Below are 24,503 nucleotides of genomic sequence, written 5' to 3'. Positions count from 1 at the left end.
CAACTTTCAAGGAAAGCCCATCATGTCCGCATTGAATTCTGCCAAGCACGCACTGATCATCGGCGCCTCCCGGGGCCTGGGCCTGGGACTGGTGAAAACCCTGCTGGCCGACGGCTGGCAAGTCACCGCCACGGTTCGCAATCCTGCGAACGCCGAGGCACTGAAAGCACTGGGTAACGTGCAGATCGAAAAACTCGACATGGACGACCAGCAAGCGGTGATCGCTCTGAGCCAGCGGCTCAAGGGCGAGACTTTCGACCTGCTGTTCGTCAATGCCGGGGTCAAAGGCCCTGACGTGCAGACCCCGGGTGGCGCGACACTGGCGGAAGTCGGTCAACTGTTCTTCACCAACGCCGTGGCGCCGATCAACCTGGCCCAACGCTTCGTCGGACAGATTCGCGACGGCAGCGGCGTGCTGGCGTTCATGAGTTCGGTGCTCGGCAGCGTGACCATGCCCGACGCGCCGGAACTGGCGCTGTACAAGGCCAGCAAAGCGGCGCTGAACTCGATGACCAACAGCTTCGTCACTCAGTTGGGCGAGCAGAAGCTCACGGTGTTGTCGCTGCATCCGGGCTGGGTGAAAACCGACATGGGCGGCGAAGGCGCCGACATCGACGTGGAGACCAGCACCCGTGGTCTGGTGGATCAAGTGGACGCGTTTACCGGCAAGGGCGGCCATCACTTCGTGAACTACAAAGGTGAAACCATTCCCTGGTAATCACTGAACCCTGTGGGGGTTCGCTCCCACAGGGTTATCCCGGTGTCTGGTCGGGTTGGGCTTGCCCGTCGCAACATTTTGTTCGAAACTCCGCACCTCGTCCTTCGCGGCGACCCTGGATCAGCAGACAGGGCAACACTGAGCTGGCAACCCTGAACCCAACTTTCAGAGGAGCCGGCCACAATGCCTGCGACCCGTATCTGGTTAAAAAATCCCCTCGCCATTTTCACGGCCAACGGTCTCGATGCCCGTGGCGGCCTGGTGCTGCAAGACGGTGTGATCACCGAAGTGCTCGGCGCTGGCCAGCAACCCTCCGCCCCATGCAATGAAGTGTTCGACGCCCGTGAACACGTGATCCTGCCGGGCCTGATCAACACCCATCACCACTTCTATCAGACCCTGACCCGCGCCTGGGCGCCGGTGGTCAACCAGCCGTTGTTCCCGTGGCTGAAAACCCTGTACCCGGTGTGGGCGCGCCTGACGCCTGAAAAACTCGCCCTCGCCACCAAAGTCGCGCTGGCCGAGTTGCTGCTGTCGGGTTGCACCGCCGCCGCCGATCACCACTACCTGTTCCCGGATGGCCTGGAAAACGCCATCGACGTGCAAGTCGAAACCGTGCGCGAACTGGGCATGCGCGCCATGCTCACCCGTGGTTCGATGAGCCTCGGTGAGAAGGACGGCGGCCTGCCTCCGCAGCAGACCGTGCAGGAAGGCCAGGTGATTCTCGACGACAGCCAGCGCCTGATTCACGAGTACCACGAACGTGGCGACGGTGCGCAAATCCAGATCGCTCTGGCGCCGTGCTCGCCGTTCTCGGTGACCCCGGAAATCATGTCCGCCAGCGCCGAACTGGCGAACAAGCTTGATGTGCGCCTGCACACTCACCTCGCCGAAACCCTCGACGAAGAAGATTTCTGCCTGCAACGCTTCGGCCTGCGCACCGTGGATTATCTGGACAGCGTCGGCTGGCTCGGCCCGCGCACCTGGCTGGCCCACGGCATCCACTTCAACCCCGACGAAATCGCCCGTCTCGGAGCGGCCGGCACCGGTATCTGCCACTGCCCGAGCTCGAACATGCGCCTGGCGTCCGGCATCTGCCCGAGCATCGAGCTGACCGATGCCGGCGCATTGTTCGGTATCGGTGTGGATGGCTCGGCGTCCAACGATGCGTCGAACATGATCCTCGAGGCGCGTCAGGCTCTGTACATTCAGCGCCTGCGTTACGGTGCCGAGAAGATCACCCCGGAACGCGTGCTGGGCTGGGCGACCAAGGGTTCGGCGAGCCTGCTGGGCCGCACCGATATCGGTGAGCTGGCGGTGGGCAAGCAGGCGGATCTGGCGTTGTTCAAGCTCGATGAGCTGCGCTTCTCCGGCAGTCATGATCCGATTTCGGCATTGCTGTTGTGCGGCGCGGACCGTGCGGATCGGGTGATGGTCGGCGGTAAGTGGCGCGTGGTTGACGGACAGGTTGAAGGGCTGGATCTCAAAGGCCTGATTGCCGATCACAGTCAGGCAGCTCGACAGTTGATCGCCGGCACCTGATTACCCTTCTGACCTGATAGCTCCCACGTCGAGGCGTCGAACCGTCCGCGTGGGAGCGATCAATCACAACCCCAGCAGCGACAACATGATGAACGTCGCAAACAACACAAAATGGGTCATGCCCTCAATGGCATTGGTCTCGCCGTCATTGAGGTTGATCGCGCTGACGATCAGCGTGATGAAGATCATCACGGTCTGCACCGGCGTCATAGCCATCTGAAACGGCTGACCGGTGTAGAGCGCCATCGCTTCCATCACCGGCACCGTCAGGATCACCGTCGACAACGAAGCCCCCATCGCGATGTTGACCACCGACTGCATGCGGTTGGCCAACGCTGCACGCAACGCGGTCAGAATCTCCGGCGCGGCTGAAATCGCCGCCACCAGAATCGCCGTAATCACCGGCGGTGCGCCCGTCCCTTCCAGCCCCAGATCGAGGGTCTTGGACATCACCTCGGCCAGTGCACCGATCACCACCACACCGAAGACCAGAATGCCGATCGACAGTGCCAGGCTGACCGGTTTCGGCTCCTGCTCCGCCGGCTCTTTCCTGCGGCGTTTATCCGGGTAGCTATAGCTGAAAAAATAACTGTGCGGCCCGACCTGCATCCGCAAAAACAATGCGTAAAGCAGCACCATCGCGCCGATGGTGAACGCCGAATAGATTTTCCAGTCGGCCACGGGAATGAACTCCGGCACCACCATCGATACGCCCATGGCGGTGAGGATCATCACGCTATAACTGCGAGCCGAGTCGTCGTTGTAGGACTGCTCGCCATGCTTGATCCCGCCCATCAGCGCGGCAAGACCAAGGATGCCGTTGATGTCGAGCATCACCGCCGAATAGATCGTGTCGCGCACCAGAGTCGACGAGGCTTCGTTGCTCATCATGATCGCCAGGATCACCACTTCCACCAGCACGGCGGCGAGGGTCAGGATCATCGTGCCATAAGGATCGCCGACCTTTTCCGCGAGCAGTTCGGCCTGATGGGCGACGCGCATCGAGGCGGCGACGATGAACGCGATCAGCACCAGCCCGGCCGTCAGGGCGACGACCTGGCCGCTGTGCAGCAACCAGTGCTCCAGCGGATAGGCAACACAGGCGGCGATGACGGCCAACAGCAGAAAGCTTTCTTGCTTGAGGATGGTGAACATGACGGGCCTTTTTGCCGAAGAGTGCGAATGAGCTACTGACTGCGGGGCGGCGCTAACGTTTCGTTACACCTTAGCGCACCAGTGAATGGCGTCTCTGTAAGGACATGCACTTTTTTCGGCCCGGCCGGCCTCATCGCGAGCAAGCTCGCTACCACAGGGATCGCGGTGTTTTTGTGGGAGCGGGCTTGCCCGCAAAGGCCTCGTCGCGATTTCGATTCGATTTGTTGTCCGCTTGGTCAGTCTTTTGCATTGCCCTCCCCACACACAACAAAAGGGAGTTCGCGTTCATGCAAAAACGTCCATTGCAGAAACTGCTGTGCATCGCCATGGGCCTCGGCCTCAGCCTGGGCGTCAGTGCCGCCGATCCACTGAAAGTCGGTTTCGTCTACATCGGCCCCATCGGCGACCACGGCTGGACGTATCAGCATGAACAGGGGCGCAAGGCGCTGGCGGAAAAGCTCGGCACGCAGATCACCACCAACTACGTGGAAAACGTCGCCGAAGGCGCCGATGCCGAGCGGGTGATCCGCAACATGGCCAAGGACAATTACGACCTGATCTTCACCACCTCCTTCGGCTATATGAACCCCACGGTGAAAGTCGCCAAGCAGTTTCCCAAGGTGACCTTCGAACACGCCACCGGCTACAAGCAGGAGAAGAACCTCGGCACCTATCTGGCGCGCACGTATGAGGGCCGTTATGTCGGCGGCTTCCTCGCGGCGAAGATGACCAAGACCAAGAAGATCGGTTACGTCGCCTCGTTCCCGATTCCGGAAGTGATCCGCGACATCAACGCCATCCAGCTGGCCCTGAACAAGTACAACCCCGGCACCGAGATCAAAGTGGTGTGGGTCAACTCGTGGTTCGATCCTGGCAAGGAAGCCGACGCCGCCAACGCGCTGATCGATCAGGGCGTGGACGTGGTGTTCCAGCACACGGATAGCCCGGCGCCGATTCAGGCCGCCGAGCGGCGTGGCGTGTACGCCGTGGGCTACGCTTCGGACATGGCGCACTTCGGTCCGAAAGCGGTGCTGACTTCAATCGTCAACGACTGGGCACCGCACTACATTCAGGCGACCCAGAGCGTGATCGACCACAACTGGAAATCCCAGGACTACTGGGGCGGGCTGAAGGAAGGCACGGTCGAACTGCCGATCAGCGATCTGGTGCCGGCACCGGTGAAGGCCGAAGCCGAGCAGATCATCGCCGACATCAAGAGCGGCGCCCTGCTGCCCTTCACTGGGCCGATCAAGGATCAGGCCGGGGTCGAGAAAATCCCGGCGGGCAAGAGCGCGACCAACGTGGAACTGGCGTCGATGAACTATTACGTCGAAGGCATGAAGGCCGAGATGCCGAAGTAAGACCGGCCCCACCACCATTCCACCTGTGGGAGCGGGCTTGCTCCCACAATTGGATTTCTGCGTATTCAAGGATTGTGTATGGATCAGCTTCCAATCATCGACATCTCGCCGCTCTACTCCGACGACCAGAACGCCTGGCCCGCCGTCGCCGAACAGATTGATCACGCCTGCCGCGTATGGGGCTTCTTCTATATCAAGGGTCATCCGATTTCCGCCCAGCGTATCGCCGCCCTGCTTGATTACGCGCAGCGCTTTTTTGCGCAACCGGCAGAAGAAAAACTCAAGATCGACATCACCCAGACCGCCCATCACCGCGGCTACGGCGCCATCGCCACCGAACAACTCGACCCGGACAAACCCAGCGACCTCAAGGAAACCTTCGACATGGGCTTGCACCTGCCGGCCGATCATCCCGAGGTGCTGGCGGAAAAACCCTTGCGCGGCCCCAACCGTCATCCAGCGATTCCCGGATGGGAAGCGCTGATGGAGCAGCACTACCTCGACATGCAGGCCCTCGCGCAAACCCTGTTGCGGGCCATGACGTTAGCGCTGGGCATCGAGCGCGACTTCTTCGACACGCGCTTCAACGAACCGGTCAGCGTACTGCGGATGATCCACTACCCACCGCGCCATACCGCCAGTTCCGCCGAGCAACAAGGCGCCGGCGCGCACACCGATTACGGCTGCATCACTTTGTTGTATCAGGACACCGCCGGCGGCTTGCAGGTGAAAAACGTCAAAGGCCATTGGATCGACGCCCCGCCCATCGACGGCACGTTCGTGGTCAACCTCGGCGACATGATGGCGCGCTGGAGCAACGACCGTTATCGCTCGACCCCGCATCGGGTGATCAGCCCGCTCGGCGTGGATCGCTATTCGATGCCGTTTTTCGCCGAGCCGCATCCGGACACCCGTATCGAATGCCTGCCCGGTTGCCAGGACGCACACCATCCGGCGAAATATCCGACCACCACCTGCGCCGAATTCCTGCTGTCGCGATTCGCCGATACCTACGCTTACCGAAGGGAACAGAAAGCCGTGTGATGGATCGGTTGGTCAGGTTTTGCCAATTGTTTCGGCGGGCATCTGTAGAATGCCCGCCATTGCACCTGATGAGATTCCAATAATGTACGACTGGCTCAACGCCCTGCCCAAGGCCGAACTGCACTTGCACCTCGAAGGCTCGCTGGAGCCCGAGCTGCTGTTCGCTCTGGCCGAACGCAACAAGATCGCTCTGCCGTGGAGCGACGTCGAAACCCTGCGCAAGGCCTACGCCTTCAACAACCTGCAGGAATTCCTCGACCTGTATTACCAGGGCGCCGACGTGCTGCGCACTTCCCAGGATTTCTACGACCTGACCTGGGCTTACCTGCTGCGCTGCAAAGAACAGAACGTGATCCACACCGAGCCGTTCTTCGATCCGCAAACTCACACCGACCGTGGCATCCCGTTCGAAGTGGTGCTCAACGGCATCGCCGCCGCGCTGAAAGATGGAGAGCAGCAACTGGGCATCACCAGCGGTTTGATCCTGAGTTTCCTGCGCCACCTGAGCGAAGACGAAGCGCAGAAAACCCTCGACCAGGCGCTGCCGTTCCGTGATGCGTTTGTCGCCGTGGGTCTGGACAGCTCCGAGATGGGCCACCCGCCGAGCAAATTCCAGCGTGTGTTCGACCGTGCCCGTCACGAAGGCTTCCTGACCGTCGCCCACGCCGGCGAGGAAGGCCCGCCGGAGTACATCTGGGAAGCCATCGACCTGCTGAAAATCCAGCGCATCGACCATGGCGTGCGCGCCATCGAAGACGAGCGCCTGATGCAGCGGATCATCGACGAGCAGATCCCGCTGACCGTGTGCCCGCTGTCGAACACCAAGCTCTGCGTGTTCGATCACATGTCGCAGCACAACATCCTCGACATGCTTGAGCGCGGCGTGAAGGTCACGGTGAACTCCGATGACCCGGCGTACTTCGGTGGCTATGTCACCGAGAACTTCCACGCCCTGCACACTCACCTGGGCATGACTCAGGATCAGGCCAAGCGCCTGGCGCAAAACAGCCTGGATGCACGGCTGGTGAAGCCGTAACAGTAGAAAGCCGTTCGAACACGCCCGTGTTCGAACGGCTTTTCCGGTCTCAGCGCACAACCGCTTCAGTCAACTCTTCCAGCGTCTTGCCCCGGGTCTCCATCCCGAACAGCCACACCACTCCCGCGGCTATCGCAAAGCACAACGCCCCCAGCGCAAACACCCCGCCCTGCCCGGTAATCGGAAACACCAGCCCGGTGACCAACGGCCCGAGCAGCGAGCCCACGCGCCCGATGGCCGAGGCGAAACCCGAGCCCGTCGCCCGCGCCGATGTCGGGTACAACTCCGGCGTGTAGGTATAGAGCACCGCCCACATGCCGAACAGGAAAAACTGCATCAACAGACCCGTGCCGATCAGCAGCGCCACGTTGCCGCCAAACACTGCGCTTTGTCCGTACAGAAACGCCATCACCCCGCCGCCGAGCAGGGTGACGATGCACACCGGTTTGCGTCCCCAGCGCTCCACCAGCCAGGCCGCCATCAGGAATCCGGGAATCCCGCCGAGGGAAATCAGCACCGTGTAATACACCGACTGAGTGACCGCGAACCCCGACTGTTGCAGCAACGCGCTGAGCCAGGACGTCAGTCCGTAGAACCCGAGCAATGCAAAGAACCATAGACTCCAGAGCATCATCGTGCGCTGGCGGTACAGCGGCGACCAGATCTGGCCGAGGGCCGACAGGAAGTTGCCCGGAGGCGTGATCACCCGAGGCAGGCGAACCGGCTCCGGCAACGCAGCCCCGCCAAGCGACGCCCGCACCTTACTCTCTATCGTGCACAGCACCTTATCCGCGGCCTCATGCTTGCCCGCCTGCTCCAGCCAGCGCGGCGACTCGGGAATGAAAAAGCGGATCGCCAGTACAAATACTGCCGGCACCGCCAACACCAGAAAGATGTCGCGCCAGCCAATCAGCGGCAGCAGGAAATACGAAAGCACCCCGGCGGCGACAAAACCCAGCGGCCAGAAGCCGTCCATCAAGGCAATGTAGCGCCCGCGGCGACGAGCCGGGATCAGCTCGGACAGCATCGACTGGGCAATCGGAAACTCCATGCCCATGCCGATCCCCAGCAGGATGCGGAACAGGGTCAGACTCTCGACCGTTTGCGCCGTGGAGCACAGGTAACTGGCCACGCCCCACAATACGATGCTCCACTGAAATACCGGTTTGCGGCCAAAACGATCAGCGAGTAGTCCGGACAGCGACGCCCCCAGCACCATGCCGAAAAAACTCGAACTGGCGAGCAGCCCGGCCTCGGCGCTACTCAGGCCGAATTCGGTTTTGATCGAGCCAAGCAGGAAGGTCATCATCGCCAGATCCATGGAGTCGAAGAAAAACGCCAGGGCGATGATGATGAATATGATCCGGTGATAACCGCTGACCGGCAGGCGTTCCAGCCGATCCGCCGCGCTGAAGCTTCCTGTGTCCATGCCACCTCCTCCATCCGAAATGTCCGCGGATCGAGTGTGCGCGATAGCCGTTCAGCGCTTTTGCCAGATGCGACCTGTTCCCAACCGTAGACGACGCCCATCATCAGCGCACTGGCGAGACGTGCCCTACAACGCCATTTCCAGCTCGGTTTCTCGGGCGAATCGATGAATTTCCCGTTGCCCCGCCGCCGTCAGTTGCAGGGCGCGGGAGTCGTTGGGCAGCATCAACCAGCCGGACTGCATGAACAACTGCAGCAACGCAGCGCCCAGTGAACCGCCCATGTGCGGGCGACGCTCGCTCCAGTCCGGGCAAGCGCAAGCCACCTGGGCATTGCGGTGGGCCAGCGCCTGGATGAAGACCCCGCGACTGGCCAATTGTGTCGCTCCCTTGTGGGTGACCACCACCCGATGTTCGAACTGTTCGATCCAGCCCGAATCGAGCAGGCGCTGATACAGGTCGGCAGCCAGCGTACCGCCAAGATGGTCATCGCAAAAACGCGCACGCAGCAGTGACGATGGCGCGGCCTGGGGTCTGGCAATCGGCGTGGTGCGCTTGAGGACGTCGGGAATTTCCCGTGGAGCGCTCGCGAGCGTGGCGCTGGCCAGGGCCTCGATGGCCGCGCCGATTTCGGGAGCTGCCAGGCGAAAAAAACGCTTGCGCCCGCGGGCCTCGACCTTCAACAGACCGCCAGCGGACAAGCGCCCCAGGTGCGCACTGGCCGACGAGGGCGACAGGCTTGCCAGCAGCGCCAGCTCCTCGGTCTGCCGGGCCGAGCCATCCATCAACGCCCACATCATTGCGCTGCGTTTGGGATCGGCCAGCAACGTGGCGATCTGGCTGATGCAAGGTGCATGTTCCATGTATTCACTCCCTGTTGAATCGTATCGTCTACTGCTCAGAGACATCTTGACCAGTAATCAGTCGTCGGCCAAGCCGCGCAAAACGCCTTGATCCAAGGCAAGGCAACTCACTGCCACCCGACATTCGCAGTACTTGACGTGACCTTCACCGCTACCCGCCAAGTGTCAGTCTGATCGTGCCTGTCCTGCGTGTCGGTACAGGCTTCAGGCGGTCGCTAGTATAAGCGGGTTGCTCGCGGCGTCCTGCGCCGGAGCGGGTATAGCTGGTGATTGTTCCTGACAGAAATTTCGCTATTTACCTGCGACTAATGATCAACCTGCGAAAAAACGGGAAATCGGCTACTCAATTCGGCGCATCGGCTGGCGAGCATATCCCTCAGAAGGTTCACCGGCTTACTCAATTGAGCGCGATGGGCGCACAGCAGATTCAGCGGAGCCCGCTCGCAAAGCAACCCTGGCAGCAGTACTTTCAGTCGCCCGGCGAGTACATCATCAGCCACATCCAGCCAGGACTTGTAAGCGATACCCGCCCCCGCGACGGCCCATAAACGCACCACGTCGGCGTCATCGCTGAAGCGGTCGCCACTGACCGTCAGGCCGACTTCACGTTTGCCGTCATGGAAACTCCAGTGGTCATGCACCCGACTGCCCAGCATGTACAACAGGCAATTGTGCTGTGCGAGCTGTTCGAGTTGAGTCGGCTCACCATGCTTCGCCAGATAGCCGGGAGAGGCGCAAAGCACCCGCCGGTTCTGCGCGGCGATGGGTAGCGCGACCAGGCTGGAGTCTTCCGGTTCTCCATAACGCAGGGCTATATCCACCGGCTGGCGAAACAGGTCGGCGATGCGGTCGCCGAGCAGCAGACGCACGGTCAGTTTCGGGTGTTCACGCTGAAACTCATCAAGCCACGGCAACAGCAGGTTGCGGCCGAAATCCGAGGGGGCAGACAACTGCAGAATTCCGCTGACCTGATCCTGACCGCTGGCCAACAGACGGCGGCCTTCATCCAGGTTGCTCAACGCCGCCCGGGCATATTCGAGGAAGCCTTCGCCCTCGGAGGTCAGGCGCAAACTACGGGTGGAGCGTGCCAGCAGTCGTGCCCCGAGTTGTTGTTCGATACGCTTGAGCGCCGCGCTGGCCACGGCGGCGGACATGTCCATCATCCGTGCAGCGGCCGACAGGCTGCCCAGATCCGCCGCCCGGACAAACAACTGCAAGTCATCGAAACGCAGCATTTCAGCCTCGATTATCAAAAAAAAAATGAAAGAGACTGCTCTTTTAGCCGGTTTTATCTCGCGTAGAAATAGCCAATCATGCCTCCCATCGAATTCATCCCGTTCCGGAGATCAATATGTCCCAGCCATTCACAGCCATCGCCACCCTGATTGCCAAACCTGGCCAGCAGGACGCCCTCGAACAGCACCTGCGCGCACTGATCGAACCGACCCGCGCCGAAGCCGGTTGCGGCCAATACGACCTGCACCAGGACCTGGCCAACCCGCTGGCCTTCTACATGATCGAGCAGTGGGCCAGTGACAAAGCCTTGCAGGCCCACGACGACAGTGCACATATCCAGCATTTCCGCAGCAAGGCCGAGGCGTTCCTCGAACACTTCGAGCTCAAGCGTCTGCGCGCCATCGCCTGAATCATTCCTTCAAGCACCTTTCGGAGTCATCCATGAAAGCCATCGCCTATTACGCATCCCTGCCGATCAGCGACGAAAAATCCCTGCAAGACATCGAACTCCCGGAGCCGGTGGCCGGCCCGCGCGACCTGCTGGTGGAAGTCAAAGCGATTTCGGTCAACCCGGTCGACACCAAGGTTCGCCAGAACGTCGCGCCAGAAGGCGGCGCCGCCAAAGTGCTGGGCTGGGATGTGGCCGGCGTGGTCAAGTCGGTCGGCAGTGAAGTGACGCTGTTCAAGGCGGGCGACAAGGTGTTCTACGCCGGCTCCATCGCCCGGGCCGGCGGCAACAGTGAACTGCACGTGGTGGATGAACGGATCGTCGGTCATATGCCGAAAACCCTCGGTTTCGCCGAGGCCGCCGCCCTGCCGCTGACTGCCATTACGGCGTGGGAGCTGTTGTTCGAACGCCTGCAGATTCGCGAAGGCAACATCGACGAAGGTCAGAGTCTGCTGATCGTCGGCGCGGCCGGCGGCGTGGGCTCGATTCTCACTCAACTGGCCAGCCAGTTGACCGGACTCAAAGTGATCGGCACCGCTTCTCGCCCACAAACCCGCGACTGGGTAAGCGAGCTGGGCGCCGATGTGGTGATCGATCACAGTCAGCCGTTGAGCGATGAACTGAAACGCGCCGGCCTCGACCATGTGACCCACGTCGCAAGCCTGACTCAGACCGACCAGCACCTGGACCAACTGGTCGAGGCACTGGCGCCGCAAGGAAAACTGGCACTGATCGATGATCCGAAGGCGCTGGACGTGACCAAACTCAAGCGCAAGAGCCTGTCGCTGCACTGGGAGTTCATGTACACCCGCTCGCTGTTCGAAACGCCAGACATGATCGAGCAGCACAAATTGCTCAACCGGGTGGCCGACCTGATCGATGCAGGGACGTTGAAGACCACGGTGGGCGAGCACTTCGGCAAGATCAACGCGAGCAATCTGCGCCGTGCCCATGAATTGCTGGAAAGCGGCAAGGCCAAGGGGAAAATTGTTTTAGAAAGTTTCTAAAACCTGGGAGACCGCAGCCTTCGCCAGTGCCAAAAGCATCTGACGCGGGGGCTGCGGTCGCTTTTTGCCGTCAGTCAGATGCTTGACCCTTGTCACAATTGCGATCGTATTCGGGTCTACAATCGAAACCTCTGCGATGCAATCTTTTACGTCCGGGAGGTCAGCAATGAAGATCCTGATAAAAGAAGTGGCAAAGTCCCAGTGGCAAGTTCGTCTCGACCAGCACGCCGTGACATTCCGCAGTGAGGCCGAAGCTCGGGCCTTCACCCGCACCCTAGAAGCGCGTATCTACGCGCCCCATCAGATTCCCGACCTCGGCCAGCAACGCGCTGTCGGCTGAGTTCTTCCGTTCAGACTTCGGCCTGCGCCTTTGCCAGCGCCCGGGCATTCTGTATGCGCCGGGTGAGCATCGCCGTGCTGACCACCAACAGACCGCACAGGCTGATGACCATGGCCATCGGCACGGCTGTGCCATCGTGCAAAACCCCCACCAGCGCCGAAGCCCCGGCGGCGACGCTGAACTGCATGCTGCCGAGCAATGCTGACGCACTGCCGGCGCGAGCGCCCTGCCCGTTCATCGCACTCGCCGCCGCATTGGGGCTGATGCAACCAAGACTCGCCACGCAAATGAACAATGGAATCAGCAGCGGCCACAGTGCCTCGGTGTGCAGGGCGCTGACCCCGAGCAGCGTCAGTCCGGCGCCGAAATAAACCCAGACCGCCCGTGACAGTAGAAACGCCGGGCCGCGCTTGGCCAACAATCGCGCATTGACCTGCGCCACCAGAATGAACCCTGCGGCGTTGGTACCGAACAGCCAGCCGAAATGCTCGGCGGGTACGCCATACAGCTTGATGAAAATGAACGGCGAGCCGGCAATGTAGGCAAACATCCCGGCGATGGCGATGCCGCCGGTCAGGGCATGGCCCATGTAAACCGGGTCGGTCAGCAGTCGACCGTACTGACGCAGTGCACCGGACAGTGGCTGGCGCGGAACATGGGCCGGCAGACTTTCCGGCAGGCCGAGGGCCACCGCCAGGCCGGCCAGGGCACTGAACCCGGTCAGCACCAGGAAGATCGACTGCCAACCCGTCGTGTTCACCAGCAGGCCGCCGAGCATTGGCGCCAGAATCGGTGCCAGCCCCATTACCAGCATCAGTTGCGAAAAGACTTTAGCCGAACCCACAGCGTCGCATTTGTCAGCGACCACCGCCCGGGAAATCACCATCCCCGCGCATCCGCCCAGTGCCTGCACGAGCCGCGCACCGATCAGCCATTCCAGATTCGGCGCGTAGGCGCAGGCCACCGACGCCAGCGTGAACAGCGTCAGACCAATGAGCAGCGGAATCCGCCGACCGAAGCGATCCGCCAAAGGCCCGTAAGCCAGTTGGCCGATGGACAGGCCGAAAAAGTAAGCCGACAGCGTCAGCTGGACGTGTTTCTCATCCGTGCCGAACGCCAGCGCCATGGTTGGAAAGGCGGGAAGATAGAAATCGATTGCCAACGGACCGAATGCGGTCAAGGCACCGAGAATCAGAAGGGTACGGAAGTTCATCAGGCGTCCAGTTCGGGCGGCGGTTGGGTTGGGCAGTCGGACTGACTATGCAGCCCGACAGTCTAGCCGCGCGAGGACACCTTGAACAATCCGGTAGCTCGCTAACTATTAAAAAGATCAGGCGAGTTTGATGGCATAACCTTCTTCGCTGATCGCCTCGATCACTTGCTCGGCGCTCAACGCACTTTCGACGCCGACTTCCTTCGCTGCCAGATCGACCCGCACGCTGGCGGCCGGATCCTTGCTCTGCACCGCCTGGGTGACGGCTTTGACACAGTGACCGCAGGACATGCCTTCAACAGTGAACACTTGCATGGAATGACTCCTTTGAGTGAGGTTGCCGGCAGTTTCGAGCTTGCCACGATGGCAAGGTCAAGTTCTGCAAAAAACTGCCGGGCTGGCAATCGGCGCCGCGCTCGGCCAAGCTGCGTGCATCAATGACATGAATTCAGGAGATTCAGCCATGCGCTGGTCAGCTTTCAGCCTGTTTGGCTTTCTCAGCCTCTTTGCCGCGATCCCTTCGGTGCATGCCGCCGGAGAAGATTACGGGGTGCTGATCATTTCCCGCGAGCGCCTGGAAGTCGCGACCTCGTGCGAAATCGGCGTGTACATCCAGGATCAACTGTCGGCGCGACTGTTCCAGGAACAAAGCACTTCGTTCAACCTGCCGCCGGGCAATGTCTCGCTGCGCCTGAAACTGCTGCCAGGGCAAATGCCGGGTTGCAACCCGGGCATGCTCGCGCCGGGCTCGCAGGAGATCAAACTGCATGCCGGCGACATCCTGAAATTCCGCATCGCGATGAATGCGGAAGGCATGTACCTCAAGCGCACCGACCTCGGTTATTGACTTACCCGGATCGGGCGGCGGAATCTGGCGCTTGACCTTGCCAGCATGGCAAGGTTGATCCTGTAGGCATCCACTACAGGGAGTACGACCGATGTCCGATTCCATCACGTTTGATCTGCCCATCAGCGGCATGACCTGCGCCAGTTGCGCCGGCCGTGTCGAGCGAGCGCTGAGCAAAGTCAGCGGTGCCAGTGCCGTCAGCGTCAACCTCGCCACCGAGCAGGCCAGGGTGCAGGCCCCCGGCGACAGCCTGCCGGCGCTGGTGGAGGCAGTCGAACGCGCCGGTTACAGCGTGCCGCAGCACACCGTGGAATTGAACATCGACGGCATGACCTGCGCGTCCTGCGTGGGTCGTGTCGAACGCGCCCTGAACAAGGTTGCGGGGGTGAAAAGCGTCAGCGTCAACCTCGCCAATGAGCGCGCTCATCTTGAACTGCTCGGCGCGGTCAACCCGCAAACCCTGATCGCCGCGGTGAGCAAGGCCGGTTATTCGGCCAGCCTCTTCGAACTTGAACACCCTCAATCTGACAATCGCCAGCAACGCCTGAATCATGAGCGCTGGGCGCTGATCTGCGCCATCGCCCTCGCCTTGCCGCTGGTGCTGCCGATGCTGCTGCAACCGTTCGGTATTCACTGGATGCTGCCGGCCTGGGCGCAGTTCGCCCTCGCGACCCCGGTGCAGTTCATCTTCGGCGCGCGGTTCTATGTGGCTGCTTGGAAAGCCGTGCGCGCCGGCGCCGGCAACATGGACTTGCTGGTAGCGCTGGGCACCAGCGCCGGTTATGGCCTGAGTCTCTATGAATGGGCGACCGCTGCCGGGCGCATGCCGCATCTGTATTTCGAGGCCTCGGCGGTGGTCATCGCGCTGGTGCTGCTCGGCAAATACCTGGAAAGCCGCGCCAAACGCCAGACCGCCAGCGCCATCCGTGCCCTGGAGGCGTTGCGGCCGGAGCGGGCGATTCAAGTCATCGAAGGCCGTGAACAGGACGTCGCCATCAGTGCCCTGCGCCTCGGCGATCTGGTATTGGTCAAACCCGGCGAACGTTTCCCGGTGGACGGCGAAGTGCTGGAAGGCCAGAGCCACGCCGACGAAGCGTTGATCAGCGGCGAAAGCCTGCCGGTGCCCAAGCAACCGGGCGACAAGGTCACCGGCGGTGCAATCAACGGCGAAGGCCGTTTGTTGGTGAAGACCACGGCGCTCGGTGCGGAAAGCGTACTGGCGCGGATCATCCGTCTGGTGGAAGACGCACAGGCCGCGAAGGCGCCGATCCAGAAACTGGTGGATAAAGTCAGCCAGGTGTTCGTGCCGACGGTTCTGCTGCTGGCACTGGCCACGCTGATCGGCTGGTGGCTATACGGCGCGCCGCTGGAGACGGCGTTGATCAACGCCGTCGCGGTGCTGGTGATCGCCTGCCCCTGCGCCCTCGGCCTGGCGACACCGACCGCAATCATGGCCGGCACTGGCGTGGCCGCGCGGCACGGGATTTTGATCAAGGACGCCGAAGCTCTGGAGCGCGCCCATGAAGTCAGCGCCGTGGTGTTCGACAAGACTGGAACACTGACCTCCGGCACGCCGCGTATTGCGCATTTCAGTGCAATCGACGGTGACGAAAACGCCTTGCTGGCAGCGGCCGGCGCGCTGCAACGCGGCAGCGAACATCCGCTGGCCAAAGCGGTGCTGGATGCCTGTGCCGAACGTAGCCTGAACGTACCGGATGTGAGCGACAGCCAGTCCCTGAGCGGACGCGGCATCGCCGGCAGCCTCGACGGCCGACGCCTGGCGCTGGGCAACCGTCGCTTGCTGGAAGAAAGCGGTCTGAACGCCGGAAACCTGAGCGAGTCAGCCCAGGCCTGGGAAACCGAAGGCCGCACGCTGTCCTGGCTGATCGAGCAAAGCCCCGAGCCACGCGTACTCGGTCTTTTCGCCTTCGGCGACACCCTCAAGCCCGGCGCGCTGCACGCGGTGCAACAACTGGCAACCCAGCACATCCACAGCCACCTGCTGACCGGCGACAACCGTGGCAGCGCTCGCGTCGTCGCCGAAGCGCTGGGCATCGAAAACGTCCACGCCGAAGTGCTGCCGGCGGAAAAAGCCGCCACCGTCGCCGAGCTGAAAAAAACCTGGGTCGTGGCCATGGTCGGCGACGGCATCAACGACGCCCCCGCGCTGGCCGCTGCCGATATCGGCATCGCCATGGGCGGCGGCACCGACGTGGCCATGCACGCCGCCGGTATCACCCTGATGCGCGGCGATCCGCGACTGGTGCCGGCGGCGCTGGAAATCAGCCGCAAGACTTACGCGAAGATCCGCCAGAACCTGTTCTGGGCCTTCGTCTACAACCTGATCGGCATTCCGCTGGCGGCGTTCGGTTTTCTCAATCCGGTGCTGGCCGGTGCGGCGATGGCCCTGTCGAGCGTCAGCGTGGTGAGCAATGCGCTACTGTTGAAAACCTGGAAACCCGAGGATCTGGAGGACAACCGATGAACATCGGCCAAGCGGCCCGCCACAGTGGCCTGAGCGCGAAAATGATCCGTTATTACGAGTCGATCGGCCTGCTCAAGGCTGCCCATCGCACCGACAGCGGCTATCGCCTCTACGGTGACGATGACCTGCACACGCTGGCGTTCATCAAGCGCTCGCGGGACCTGGGATTTTCGCTGGAAGAAGTCGGAAAGTTGCTGACGCTTTGGCAGGACCGCCAGCGCGCCAGCGCCGATGTGAAGGCCCTGGCCCGCCAGCACATCGACGAGCTGAATCAAAAGATCCGCGAACTCGGCGAACTGCGCGACACCCTGCAGGATCTGGTCGAACACTGCCACGGCGACCACCGCCCGGACTGCCCGATCCTCAAGGAACTGGCGTCGGGCTGCTGCGCGCAACCTGCCCGCGTCTGAGCAGCAGGATCTTCATCGACAGCACAGTGGCGAGGGGAATGCCGTGGAACAGCAACACCACGGCCCCCGGCGCCCACCACTCATAGAACGGTGCGGCGATCAGCATGCCGACGCCGAACCCGGTCATCTGCAACAGCGTCAGGAAACTGAAGATCGGCAGGCGCAAAGGCTCCGGCTCCCGTTGCAGCCGTGACATCAGGCCGACTTCCGAGAACCCGTCACCCAACCCGGCCGGCAGCGAAAACAGCAACAGACCGACGACGCTGTGCTGCTGGAACATCAGGATGAAACCGCAGGACATCAACAACACGCCGCCGAAGTAGCGGCGCTCCAGATTGATGTTGTCCGAGCCGTTCAAGCGACTGGCGATCCGCGCCCCCAGGAGTTTGCCGCTGGCCCACACCGCAAGTATCAGGCCCAGCGTGGTGCTCGCCGAGTCCGGCGTCAGCAATTTGGAAATGATCGGAAATCCGACGTTGTGCGCTGCGCTTCCGAGGGTGTCAGCCATGGTCACCGCCAGCATCGCCGCCACCACCGGAGCGCTGCGCAATCCCTGCAACAACGCCGACCATTCCCCCTGTTTAGCGCAGGATTCAGCCACCGGCTCCGTTGCGCTGAACCGCAGCGGCGCGATCAACACTGCCGCCAATAGATAGGTCAGCACATTCAGCGCGAATACAGTTTCAAAGCCAAACCCCGCGACCAGCACCCCGGACACCAGACTGCCGCCGACCATCGCCATGGACGAGGCGGAGGTGATCCAGGCATTGGTCTTGAGTAACTGCGCAGGTTCGATCAATCGCGGCAACTGGCTGTTGAGGCCGATGGCGAACATCGAATTGCCAAAACCCAGACCGAACGCAATCAGCGGCAGCAACAACGCCTGCTGACTGACCGGCACGATCAGCAATAAACCGAGCACAGCGGCGCGCAGCAGATCGAAGGCAATCAACGGCCAGCGACCGCTGCATCGACGATAAAACGCGGTGCCGATCAGGCTGGCGAAAATCCCGCCGCCCACGCGACTGGCGAGAAAAATCCCCACGCTCATCGCGCTATTGCTCAGCAGATAGACATAAGTGGCCAGCGCCACCATGTTGAGGAACGCGCCGAAATCGGAAATCAGCCGGGCCGTGATGATCAACCGGGCATTGCGGGAAGTGGTGGTCACAATCAATCCTTGAATGTGTAAAACCCGGCCGAAGCCGGGTTTTCCTTTTCAGATGCTCACTGCATCCACGGTGGCGGAGGCGGTTCGTCGGACTTGCCCTTGGGCTCGTCGTCCGCCGCGCGGATGGCTTGCTTGCGCTCCTCATCCAGACGCGCCGCTTCGATCTCGCGCAGCACTCCGCCGACATCGGCCAGGTCCTCGGGATCGTCGAACTCGCCGGTCAGCACGCTGGCCGGGTGCAACGTACCCGCTTCGTATAACGCCCACATTTCCTTGGCGTATCGGGTCTTCTTCAACTCCGGGGCGAAGCGACCGAAATACGACGCCATGTTGCCGACGTCACGTTCGAGCATGCTGAACGCGTGGTTGTTGCCGGCGGCGTCCACCGCTTGCGGCAGGTCGATGATGACCGGCCCGGTCGGTGTCAGCAGCACGTTGAACTCCGAGAGGTCACCGTGCACCAGACCGGTACACAACATCAGCACGATCTGCGAAATCAGGAACGCGTGATATTCGCGGGCCTGATCCGGCTCCAGCACCACGTCGTTCAGACGCGGTGCGGCATCGCCGTATTCGTCGGCCACCAGTTCCATCAGCAGCACGCCTTCGAGGAAATCGTACGGCTTGGGCACCCGCACACCGGCGTTGGCCAGGCGGAACAGCGCCGCGACTTCGGCGTTCTGCCAGGCGTCTTCGGCTTCCTTGCGCCCGAACTTGGAACCCTTGGCCATCGCCCGGGCCTGTCGGCTGTTACGAACCTTGCGGCCTTCCTGATACTCGGCCGCCTGGCGGAAACTGCGTTTGTTCGCCTCCTTGTAGACCTTTGCGCAACGTAACTGATTGCCGCAGCGCACCACATAAACAGCTGCTTCTTTGCCACTCATGAGTGGACGCAGCACTTCGTCGACCAGACCGTCCTCGATCAGGGGTTCAATGCGTTTTGGAGTCTTCATCAGCTTTTATTGTGGGTCCTTTATTACCAAACACGCGAATGTCACTCGTTATACGGCAATCCTCGCATCACGGGGAGGGGTTGCCGACCTGTGAACCTGTGGATGCACACACTGTGCCGGATAAACCGGGCCGATCCGCCTCTTTATCGACTGCTGCGAATCATAGCCGAGGCTGTCGGAGTTGTTGGCGACAGGACTTGAGGGCATTTGCGACAGAATCTGACATCCCGCCGAGCAGCGCTCACAATAATTTTCTTTTGCGGCCTCAATTTCCCTCACGCGCGGCCGAATTCATTTGAGGCAGAGGAATTTGTCCGACAATCGTTTCAAAAAAATCTTCGATGTCGCACTCAAGGAAACGGGTGAGAAATACGTTTTTCGGCTGCCAATAAACCGCGAGTCATCTGCACTGCGTGGGCCTACAAGAAAATCTGGAGCGCGGATGAACATCAAACAGAAGTTGACCTGGGCGTTTGCAATCATCGCCTGCTTGCCCGTGGTACTGGTCGCCACGCTGGTGGTACTGAACCTGCGCAGCGATGCCCGGGAAGGCTTTGTCGACAGCAGCGGACGCGAGATCCGACAGGTCAGCAACGCCATGCAGCTGTTTTTCGACGGCATCAGCCAGAACGTCGATTACCTGGCGGCGCAGCCCCTGGTCAAAAACGCCGACGGCACCGTACGCAGCCGCATGAGCGCGAACGCCGCCGATACCTCCGACGGAGAAATCGACAAGCAACTGTTTGCCCTGTTCGAAGGGCTGGCAAAATCTCACCCGGCCTACTCCTATGTTTCCTATGGTCTGAGCAGCGGCGGCTACGCCTTCTGGCCGGGCGACCCGAAAATGGCCAACTACGACCCGCGTACCCGCCCGTGGTACAAGACCGCCATGGCCAACCCGGGCAAGACCCTGCGCACCGAAGCCTATTATTGGGCCGGCGATGACGCGGTACTGGTCAGCACCGTGCGGGCAGTGGCCAACCAGTTGGGCGCCCAGGGTGGCGTGGTCAACATTGACGTGTCGCTCAAGCAACTGACCGAGATCGTCAAACAGATCAAGCTCGGTGAAAGCGGTTACCTGATGCTGATGGAAAACACCGGCACGGTGCTGGTCGATCCGAAGCAACCGGAGCACAACTTCAAGAAGCTCGACAGCCTCGGCGACGGTTACGCACAACTGGCCAAGGCCGGCAAAGGCCTGGTGGAAGTCGAGCTCAACGGCGAACGCTACATGGCCAACGTCTGGCCGTCGGAGCAATTGGGCTGGACCTTCATCGGCCTGATCAAACAGAACGAAGTGATGAGTTCCGCCACTCAACTGACCTGGCTGATCGCGATCATCGCGGCCGTGCTGGCAGCATTTTTCGCCGTCGTCGGCGCCAGTTTCGCCAGCCTGATCGTGCGGCCGATCCGCAGCGTGGCCAGCGGTCTGGAAGGTATCGCCCAGGGCGAAGGCGACCTGACCAAGAGCCTCGACATCCGTGGCAGCGACGAAACCGCGCAACTGGCCAACTGGTTCAACCAGTTCCTCACCGCGATCCGCAGCCTGATCCAGCACATCGGCGGCGCGGCCGGAAAAATCCTCGCCACTTCGCAGAGCTCGACCCGGGTCTCCGGCGACATGGCCGAAGCCGCCGGACGCCAGCGCGAAGCGGTGGATATGGTCTCGACCGCGTTCCACGAAATGGTCGCCACCGCCAACGAAGTCGCCCGCTCGTGCAGCCAGGCAGCCGAGTCGGCCGACAGCGGCCAGCGCCAGGCCCGCGAAGGTCAGCAGCAGATCGATGCGGCGGTGCACAGTGTCGACCAACTGAGCCAGGAACTGGAGCAATCGGCGCAGTCGATGCAGCAACTGGAACGCGACAGCAACGACATCCAGTCGATCCTCGGCACCATCCGCTCCATCGCCGAACAGACCAACCTGCTGGCGCTCAACGCGGCTATCGAAGCAGCGCGGGCCGGTGAACAGGGGCGTGGATTTGCGGTGGTCGCCGATGAGGTTCGCGCATTGGCCAAGCGCACGGCGGATTCGACGGCGGAAATCGACGGGCTGCTGGGCAATCTGGCGAAGCGCACCAGCGCGGTGACCCAGCAGATGCGTGCCAGTCTTGATGTGTCGCAGCAATCGGTGGCACGGATTGGTGAGGCGCGGGAGAGCTTTGGGCAAATTCGTGAGTCGGTGGATGTGATTCGTGACATGAACACTCAGATCGCGACTGCGGCGGAAGAGCAGCATCAGGTGGCCGAGGACATCAATCGGCATATCAGCCAGATTCATGGTGATGCGCAGCTGGTGGCGGAGCTGGCGAATTCGGCGCGGCTGGATTCGCAGAGTCTGGCGGGGTTGTCGAATGAGCTGGATGGGTTAGTGCGCAGGTTCCGTACCTGAATAACCTTTGGAGGCCCCTCTCCTTTTGGGGAGGGGCGTCTTGTTCTTTCAGCGCTCGATGATCGCTGTCACACCCTGTCCGCCAGCCGCACAAATCGAAATCAACCCCCGCCCCTGCCCTGCCGCATCCAGCAACTTCGCCAGATTGGCAACGATCCGCCCGCCCGTCGCGGCAAACGGGTGCCCCGCCGCCAGCGAGCTGCCCTTGACGTTCAAGCGGCTGCGATCAATCGAACCCAACGGTGCATCAAGCCCGAGCCGGGATTTGCAGTACTCCGGATCTTCCCAGGCCTTGAGCGTGCACAACACCTGAGCGGCAAATGCCTCGTGGATTTCGTAGTAGTCGAAATCCTGCAAGGTCAGACCATTGCGCGCCAGCAAGCGCGGCACCGCGTACACCGGGGCCATCAGCAGCCCTTCGGCGCCATTGACGAAATCCACCGCCGCCGCTTCACCGTCGCGCAGATACGCGAGGATCGGCAAACCACGTTCTTTCGCCCACTCTTCGCTGCCCAGCAACACCACCGACGCGCCATCGGTCAGTGGCGTGGAGTTGCCGGCGGTCAGCGTGCCCTTGGCGCTTTTCTCGAAGGCCGGTTTCAGGGTCGCGAGTTTTTCCAGGGTCAGGTCCGGGCGCAGGTTGTTGTCGCGGGTCAGGCCGAGGAACGGCGTCATCAGGTCGTTGTGCCAGCCTTCGCTGTAGGACGCCGCCAGTTTGTGGTGACTTTCGAGGGCCAGTTGATCCTGCTCTTCGCGAGGAATGTTCCAGGTCTGTGCCATCAGTTCACAGTGCTGGCCCATCGACAGGCCGGTGCGCGGTTCGCCGTTGCGCGGGAACTCGGGGATCAGGTGTTTCGGACGCAGTTGCAGGAAGGTCTTGAGCTTGTCGCCGGTGGTCTTGGCGCGGTTGGCTTGCAGGAGGATCTTGCGCAGGCCTTCACTGACGCTGATCGGCGCGTCCGACGTGGTGTCGACACCGCCGGCAATGCCGCAATCGATCTGGCCGAGGGCGATCTTGTTCGCCACCAGCAACGCGGCTTCCAGACCGGTGCCGCAGGCCTGCTGGATGTCATAGGCCGGAGTGGCCGGTGACAGACGCGAGCCGAGCACGCATTCGCGGGTCAGGTTCATATCCCGTGACAATTTCAGCACCGCCCCCGCGACCACTTCACCCATGCGCTGGCCGTGCAGGTTGTAGCGTTCGATCAGGCCTTCCAAGGCAGCGGTGAGCATCACCTGATTGCTCGCGGTGGCGTACGGGCCGTTGGAACGGGCGAACGGAATGCGGTTGCCACCAATGATCGCGACGCGGCGCAGCTGACTCATGAAAAGCTCCTTGTGAAATATCCAGTCTGAAAATCGGGCACTGAAAATCCCGTCGGGCCCCAAAAACACCGGGGGCAAACTACTCTGCTGTTCTAGCGTAGGCCTTATTGCGTGGATCGAACGATTGATTGCCCTTCGCAGTCCACACTTTGAACCCCATCTTCTGGAGAGCGTTCCATGTCTGACCGCTATATCGACTTCGCCAACTCGTCCATCGGCCACCGTCTGGTCGGGGCTTTGGGCCTGCCGTCGCCGGTGCGGCTGGAACGCTGGCAGGCCGGGCGCCTGCGACCGGTGGAGGGCGCGCTGCTGATCGGCGGCGGGGCGCTGGCTGAACGGGTCAGCGCCTTTGCCAACCGACTGACCGATGCCATTTATCGCTACGGCGATCAGCCTGCGGCCGCCACCCAATGGATTCCCGGCCATGGCCCGAAACTCAAGGCCGTGGTGTTCGACGCCAGCGATTTGCAGCACACCGACCAGCTCAAGCAACTGCGCGAGTTTTTCCAGCCATTGATGAAAAACCTCGATAGCAGCGCGCACCTGGTGATCCTTGGCCGCGCCCCGGAAACCCTGCGCGAACCGTTCGCCGCCAGTGCCCAGCGCGCACTTGAAGGTTTCTCCCGTTCGCTGGCCAAGGAGCTGCGCAGCGGCGGCACACTGCAATTGATTTACGTGGGCGAAGGCGCCGAGGATCAGCTCGAGGGGCCGCTGCGGTTTTTCCTCTCGCCGAAAAGTGCATTCGTCTCCGGGCAAGTGATTCGCCTGAACCCTTGCGCCACACCGGTAACCGACTGGACACGCCCGCTGGCCGGGCGAAAGGCGCTGGTCACCGGCGCGGCTCGCGGCATCGGCGCCTCCATCGCCGAAACCCTGGCCCGTGACGGCGCCGAGGTGATTCTGCTCGACGTACCGCCAGCCAAGACTGATTTGGAAGCCTTGGCCGCACGCCTCGGTGGGCGCGCCATCATCCTAGACATCTGTGCCGAAGACGCTGCCGCGCAACTGATCGAACAGTTGCCGGACGGCCTCGACATTCTGGTGCACAACGCCGGCATCACCCGCGACAAGACCCTGGCCAACATGACGCCCGAGTTCTGGGACGCGGTGCTCGCGGTCAATCTCAACGCACCGCAAGTGCTGACCAAGGCCCTGCTCGACAGCGGCACCCTGCGCGATAACGCGCGGGTGATTCTGCTGGCCTCGATCAGCGGCATCGCCGGCAATCGCGGGCAGACCAATTACGCGGCGAGCAAGGCCGGGCTGATCGGGCTGGCCCAGGCCTGGGCGCCGACCCTGCTGGAACGCGGCATCAGCATCAACGCCGTGGCGCCGGGGTTTATCGAGACCCAGATGACCGCGCACATTCCTTTTGGTCTGCGTGAGGCCGGGCGACGCATGAGTTCGCTGGGCCAGGGCGGTCTGCCGCAAGATGTCGCCGAAGCAGTGGCATGGCTCGCACAACCGGGCACCGGCGCGTTCACCGGGCAGGCGCTGCGGGTCTGTGGACAAAGCGTTCTGGGGGCTTAGGC

22 protein-coding genes and 1 pseudogene are annotated in these 24,503 nt (G+C 61.9%); 14 read left to right on the top strand and 9 right to left on the bottom strand.

Annotation, left to right across the window (positions count from 1 at the left end; genetic code table 11):
* The first annotated feature begins 31 nt into the window (after positions 1 to 31).
* Positions 32 to 718 (top strand): SDR family oxidoreductase, encoded by a 687-nt coding sequence (locus tag CAF87_RS20270; protein WP_085732798.1) that lies wholly within the window; start codon positions 32 to 34, stop codon positions 716 to 718.
* 183 nt (positions 719 to 901) lie between these two features.
* Positions 902 to 2,260, top strand: coding sequence for an 8-oxoguanine deaminase (locus tag CAF87_RS20265; protein WP_085732783.1), 1,359 nt, complete (start codon positions 902 to 904; stop codon positions 2,258 to 2,260).
* Between the two features lie 63 nt (positions 2,261 to 2,323).
* Here CAF87_RS20265 and CAF87_RS20260 read toward each other — a convergent pair whose 3' ends face one another.
* On the bottom strand, positions 2,324 to 3,415 hold the full coding sequence (locus CAF87_RS20260; protein ID WP_085732782.1) for a calcium:proton antiporter: 1,092 nt from the start codon (positions 3,413 to 3,415) through the stop codon (positions 2,324 to 2,326).
* A 287-nt stretch (positions 3,416 to 3,702) separates the two neighbouring features.
* Between CAF87_RS20260 and CAF87_RS20255 the strand changes: the two genes are divergently transcribed.
* The 3 genes from CAF87_RS20255 to CAF87_RS20245 all read left to right on the top strand — a co-directional run bounded on the left by CAF87_RS20255 (position 3,703) and on the right by CAF87_RS20245 (position 6,856).
* Positions 3,703 to 4,776: a BMP family ABC transporter substrate-binding protein gene (locus CAF87_RS20255; protein ID WP_085732781.1), complete on the top strand. Its 1,074-nt coding sequence runs from the start codon at positions 3,703 to 3,705 to the stop codon at positions 4,774 to 4,776.
* 78 nt (positions 4,777 to 4,854) lie between these two features.
* A complete protein-coding gene (locus tag CAF87_RS20250; protein ID WP_085732780.1) occupies positions 4,855 to 5,820 on the top strand; it encodes a 2-oxoglutarate and iron-dependent oxygenase domain-containing protein in 966 nt (321 codons plus the stop codon).
* Between the two features lie 82 nt (positions 5,821 to 5,902).
* Positions 5,903 to 6,856 carry an adenosine deaminase gene (locus tag CAF87_RS20245; RefSeq protein ID WP_007958502.1) on the top strand — a complete coding sequence of 318 codons (954 nt, stop codon included), beginning with the start codon at positions 5,903 to 5,905 and terminating at the stop codon, positions 6,854 to 6,856.
* Between the two features lie 49 nt (positions 6,857 to 6,905).
* On the opposite strand, the gene CAF87_RS20240 is transcribed toward CAF87_RS20245, so the two are convergent.
* The 3 genes from CAF87_RS20240 to CAF87_RS20230 form a co-directional block, all read right to left on the bottom strand.
* On the bottom strand, positions 6,906 to 8,285 hold the full coding sequence (locus tag CAF87_RS20240) for an MFS transporter (RefSeq protein ID WP_085732779.1): 1,380 nt from the start codon (positions 8,283 to 8,285) through the stop codon (positions 6,906 to 6,908).
* 126 nt (positions 8,286 to 8,411) lie between these two features.
* Positions 8,412 to 9,146, bottom strand: a complete 735-nt coding sequence (locus CAF87_RS20235) for a helix-turn-helix transcriptional regulator (RefSeq protein WP_085732778.1) — start codon at positions 9,144 to 9,146, stop codon at positions 8,412 to 8,414.
* A gap of 305 nt (positions 9,147 to 9,451) precedes the next feature.
* Positions 9,452 to 10,381, bottom strand: a complete 930-nt coding sequence (locus CAF87_RS20230) for a LysR family transcriptional regulator (RefSeq protein WP_085732777.1) — start codon at positions 10,379 to 10,381, stop codon at positions 9,452 to 9,454.
* 116 nt (positions 10,382 to 10,497) lie between these two features.
* Between CAF87_RS20230 and CAF87_RS20225 the strand changes: the two genes are divergently transcribed.
* From CAF87_RS20225 to CAF87_RS29335, 3 genes are all read left to right on the top strand, one after another.
* A complete protein-coding gene (locus tag CAF87_RS20225; RefSeq protein WP_085732776.1) occupies positions 10,498 to 10,791 on the top strand; it encodes a putative quinol monooxygenase in 294 nt (97 codons plus the stop codon).
* Positions 10,792 to 10,823: 32 nt separating this feature from the next.
* Positions 10,824 to 11,837 (top strand): zinc-binding alcohol dehydrogenase family protein, encoded by a 1,014-nt coding sequence (locus tag CAF87_RS20220; RefSeq protein ID WP_085732775.1) that lies wholly within the window; start codon positions 10,824 to 10,826, stop codon positions 11,835 to 11,837.
* A 166-nt stretch (positions 11,838 to 12,003) separates the two neighbouring features.
* On the top strand, positions 12,004 to 12,177 hold the full coding sequence (locus CAF87_RS29335; protein ID WP_170929593.1) for a hypothetical protein: 174 nt from the start codon (positions 12,004 to 12,006) through the stop codon (positions 12,175 to 12,177).
* 10 nt (positions 12,178 to 12,187) lie between these two features.
* Here the strand turns inward: CAF87_RS29335 and CAF87_RS20215 are convergent, their stop codons facing one another.
* Positions 12,188 to 13,390, bottom strand: a complete 1,203-nt coding sequence (locus tag CAF87_RS20215) for a multidrug effflux MFS transporter (protein ID WP_085732774.1) — start codon at positions 13,388 to 13,390, stop codon at positions 12,188 to 12,190.
* 117 nt (positions 13,391 to 13,507) lie between these two features.
* Positions 13,508 to 13,705 (bottom strand): heavy-metal-associated domain-containing protein, encoded by a 198-nt coding sequence (locus CAF87_RS20210; protein WP_007958490.1) that lies wholly within the window; start codon positions 13,703 to 13,705, stop codon positions 13,508 to 13,510.
* A 148-nt stretch (positions 13,706 to 13,853) separates the two neighbouring features.
* Between CAF87_RS20210 and CAF87_RS20205 the strand changes: the two genes are divergently transcribed.
* The 3 genes from CAF87_RS20205 to cueR all read left to right on the top strand — a co-directional run bounded on the left by CAF87_RS20205 (position 13,854) and on the right by cueR (position 17,132).
* Complete coding sequence (locus CAF87_RS20205) at positions 13,854 to 14,237, top strand: hypothetical protein (protein WP_085732773.1); 384 nt, start codon at positions 13,854 to 13,856, stop codon at positions 14,235 to 14,237.
* A 91-nt stretch (positions 14,238 to 14,328) separates the two neighbouring features.
* A complete protein-coding gene (locus CAF87_RS20200; protein ID WP_085732772.1) occupies positions 14,329 to 16,722 on the top strand; it encodes a heavy metal translocating P-type ATPase in 2,394 nt (797 codons plus the stop codon).
* Positions 16,719 to 17,132, top strand: coding sequence for a Cu(I)-responsive transcriptional regulator (gene cueR, locus CAF87_RS20195; RefSeq protein WP_085732771.1), 414 nt, complete (start codon positions 16,719 to 16,721; stop codon positions 17,130 to 17,132). Before CAF87_RS20200 ends, cueR begins: the two co-directional genes overlap by 4 nt.
* Here cueR and CAF87_RS20190 read toward each other — a convergent pair.
* Both CAF87_RS20190 and CAF87_RS20185 read right to left on the bottom strand, forming a co-directional pair.
* Positions 17,086 to 18,303: an MFS transporter gene (locus tag CAF87_RS20190; protein ID WP_085732770.1), complete on the bottom strand. Its 1,218-nt coding sequence runs from the start codon at positions 18,301 to 18,303 to the stop codon at positions 17,086 to 17,088. The two genes, cueR and CAF87_RS20190, sit on opposite strands and share 47 nt — an antisense overlap.
* 56 nt (positions 18,304 to 18,359) lie before the next feature.
* Positions 18,360 to 19,256 carry a PA4780 family RIO1-like protein kinase gene (locus CAF87_RS20185; RefSeq protein WP_085684872.1) on the bottom strand — a complete coding sequence of 299 codons (897 nt, stop codon included), beginning with the start codon at positions 19,254 to 19,256 and terminating at the stop codon, positions 18,360 to 18,362.
* Between the two features lie 442 nt (positions 19,257 to 19,698).
* Here CAF87_RS20185 and CAF87_RS29735 point away from each other — a divergent pair.
* Both CAF87_RS29735 and CAF87_RS29730 read left to right on the top strand, forming a co-directional pair.
* Positions 19,699 to 20,787 (top strand): annotated as a pseudogene (locus CAF87_RS29735) (cache domain-containing protein); the annotation flags it as partial.
* A gap of 90 nt (positions 20,788 to 20,877) precedes the next feature.
* Positions 20,878 to 21,645, top strand: coding sequence for a methyl-accepting chemotaxis protein (locus CAF87_RS29730; RefSeq protein WP_371850984.1), 768 nt, complete (start codon positions 20,878 to 20,880; stop codon positions 21,643 to 21,645).
* 48 nt (positions 21,646 to 21,693) lie between these two features.
* Here the strand turns inward: CAF87_RS29730 and CAF87_RS20175 are convergent, their stop codons facing one another.
* On the bottom strand, positions 21,694 to 22,971 hold the full coding sequence (locus tag CAF87_RS20175) for an acetyl-CoA C-acetyltransferase (RefSeq protein WP_085732768.1): 1,278 nt from the start codon (positions 22,969 to 22,971) through the stop codon (positions 21,694 to 21,696).
* 177 nt (positions 22,972 to 23,148) lie between these two features.
* On the opposite strand from CAF87_RS20175, the gene CAF87_RS20170 reads away from it, so the two are divergent.
* Positions 23,149 to 24,501 (top strand): 3-oxoacyl-ACP reductase, encoded by a 1,353-nt coding sequence (locus tag CAF87_RS20170; RefSeq protein WP_085732767.1) that lies wholly within the window; start codon positions 23,149 to 23,151, stop codon positions 24,499 to 24,501.
* Positions 24,502 to 24,503 lie beyond the last annotated feature (2 nt).

The organism is Pseudomonas sp. R38(2017), assembly GCF_002112395.1.
GTDB lineage: Bacteria > Pseudomonadota > Gammaproteobacteria > Pseudomonadales > Pseudomonadaceae > Aquipseudomonas.
The sequence above is the reverse complement of the archived record's forward strand: the minus strand, read 5'-3'. Positions and strand labels throughout refer to the sequence as shown.

Bases quoted from the DNA above. Each gene is read 5' to 3' on its own strand.
- CAF87_RS20265 (WP_085732783.1), top strand. From the start codon at position 902: ATGCCTGCGACCCGTATCTGGTTAAAAAATCCCCTCGCCATTTTCACG.
- CAF87_RS20260 (WP_085732782.1), bottom strand. From the start codon at position 3,415: ATGTTCACCATCCTCAAGCAAGAAAGCTTTCTGCTGTTGGCCGTCATC.
- CAF87_RS20255 (WP_085732781.1), top strand. From the start codon at position 3,703: ATGCAAAAACGTCCATTGCAGAAACTGCTGTGCATCGCCATGGGCCTC.
- CAF87_RS20250 (WP_085732780.1), top strand. From the start codon at position 4,855: ATGGATCAGCTTCCAATCATCGACATCTCGCCGCTCTACTCCGACGAC.
- CAF87_RS20245 (WP_007958502.1), top strand. From the start codon at position 5,903: ATGTACGACTGGCTCAACGCCCTGCCCAAGGCCGAACTGCACTTGCAC.
- CAF87_RS20240 (WP_085732779.1), bottom strand. From the start codon at position 8,285: ATGGACACAGGAAGCTTCAGCGCGGCGGATCGGCTGGAACGCCTGCCG.
- CAF87_RS20235 (WP_085732778.1), bottom strand. From the start codon at position 9,146: ATGGAACATGCACCTTGCATCAGCCAGATCGCCACGTTGCTGGCCGAT.
- CAF87_RS20230 (WP_085732777.1), bottom strand. From the start codon at position 10,381: ATGCTGCGTTTCGATGACTTGCAGTTGTTTGTCCGGGCGGCGGATCTG.
- CAF87_RS20225 (WP_085732776.1), top strand. From the start codon at position 10,498: ATGTCCCAGCCATTCACAGCCATCGCCACCCTGATTGCCAAACCTGGC.
- CAF87_RS20220 (WP_085732775.1), top strand. From the start codon at position 10,824: ATGAAAGCCATCGCCTATTACGCATCCCTGCCGATCAGCGACGAAAAA.
- CAF87_RS29335 (WP_170929593.1), top strand. From the start codon at position 12,004: ATGAAGATCCTGATAAAAGAAGTGGCAAAGTCCCAGTGGCAAGTTCGT.
- CAF87_RS20215 (WP_085732774.1), bottom strand. From the start codon at position 13,390: ATGAACTTCCGTACCCTTCTGATTCTCGGTGCCTTGACCGCATTCGGT.
- CAF87_RS20210 (WP_007958490.1), bottom strand. From the start codon at position 13,705: ATGCAAGTGTTCACTGTTGAAGGCATGTCCTGCGGTCACTGTGTCAAA.
- CAF87_RS20205 (WP_085732773.1), top strand. From the start codon at position 13,854: ATGCGCTGGTCAGCTTTCAGCCTGTTTGGCTTTCTCAGCCTCTTTGCC.
- CAF87_RS20200 (WP_085732772.1), top strand. From the start codon at position 14,329: ATGTCCGATTCCATCACGTTTGATCTGCCCATCAGCGGCATGACCTGC.
- cueR (WP_085732771.1), top strand. From the start codon at position 16,719: ATGAACATCGGCCAAGCGGCCCGCCACAGTGGCCTGAGCGCGAAAATG.
- CAF87_RS20185 (WP_085684872.1), bottom strand. From the start codon at position 19,256: ATGAAGACTCCAAAACGCATTGAACCCCTGATCGAGGACGGTCTGGTC.
- CAF87_RS29730 (WP_371850984.1), top strand. From the start codon at position 20,878: ATGGCCGAAGCCGCCGGACGCCAGCGCGAAGCGGTGGATATGGTCTCG.
- CAF87_RS20175 (WP_085732768.1), bottom strand. From the start codon at position 22,971: ATGAGTCAGCTGCGCCGCGTCGCGATCATTGGTGGCAACCGCATTCCG.
- CAF87_RS20170 (WP_085732767.1), top strand. From the start codon at position 23,149: ATGTCTGACCGCTATATCGACTTCGCCAACTCGTCCATCGGCCACCGT.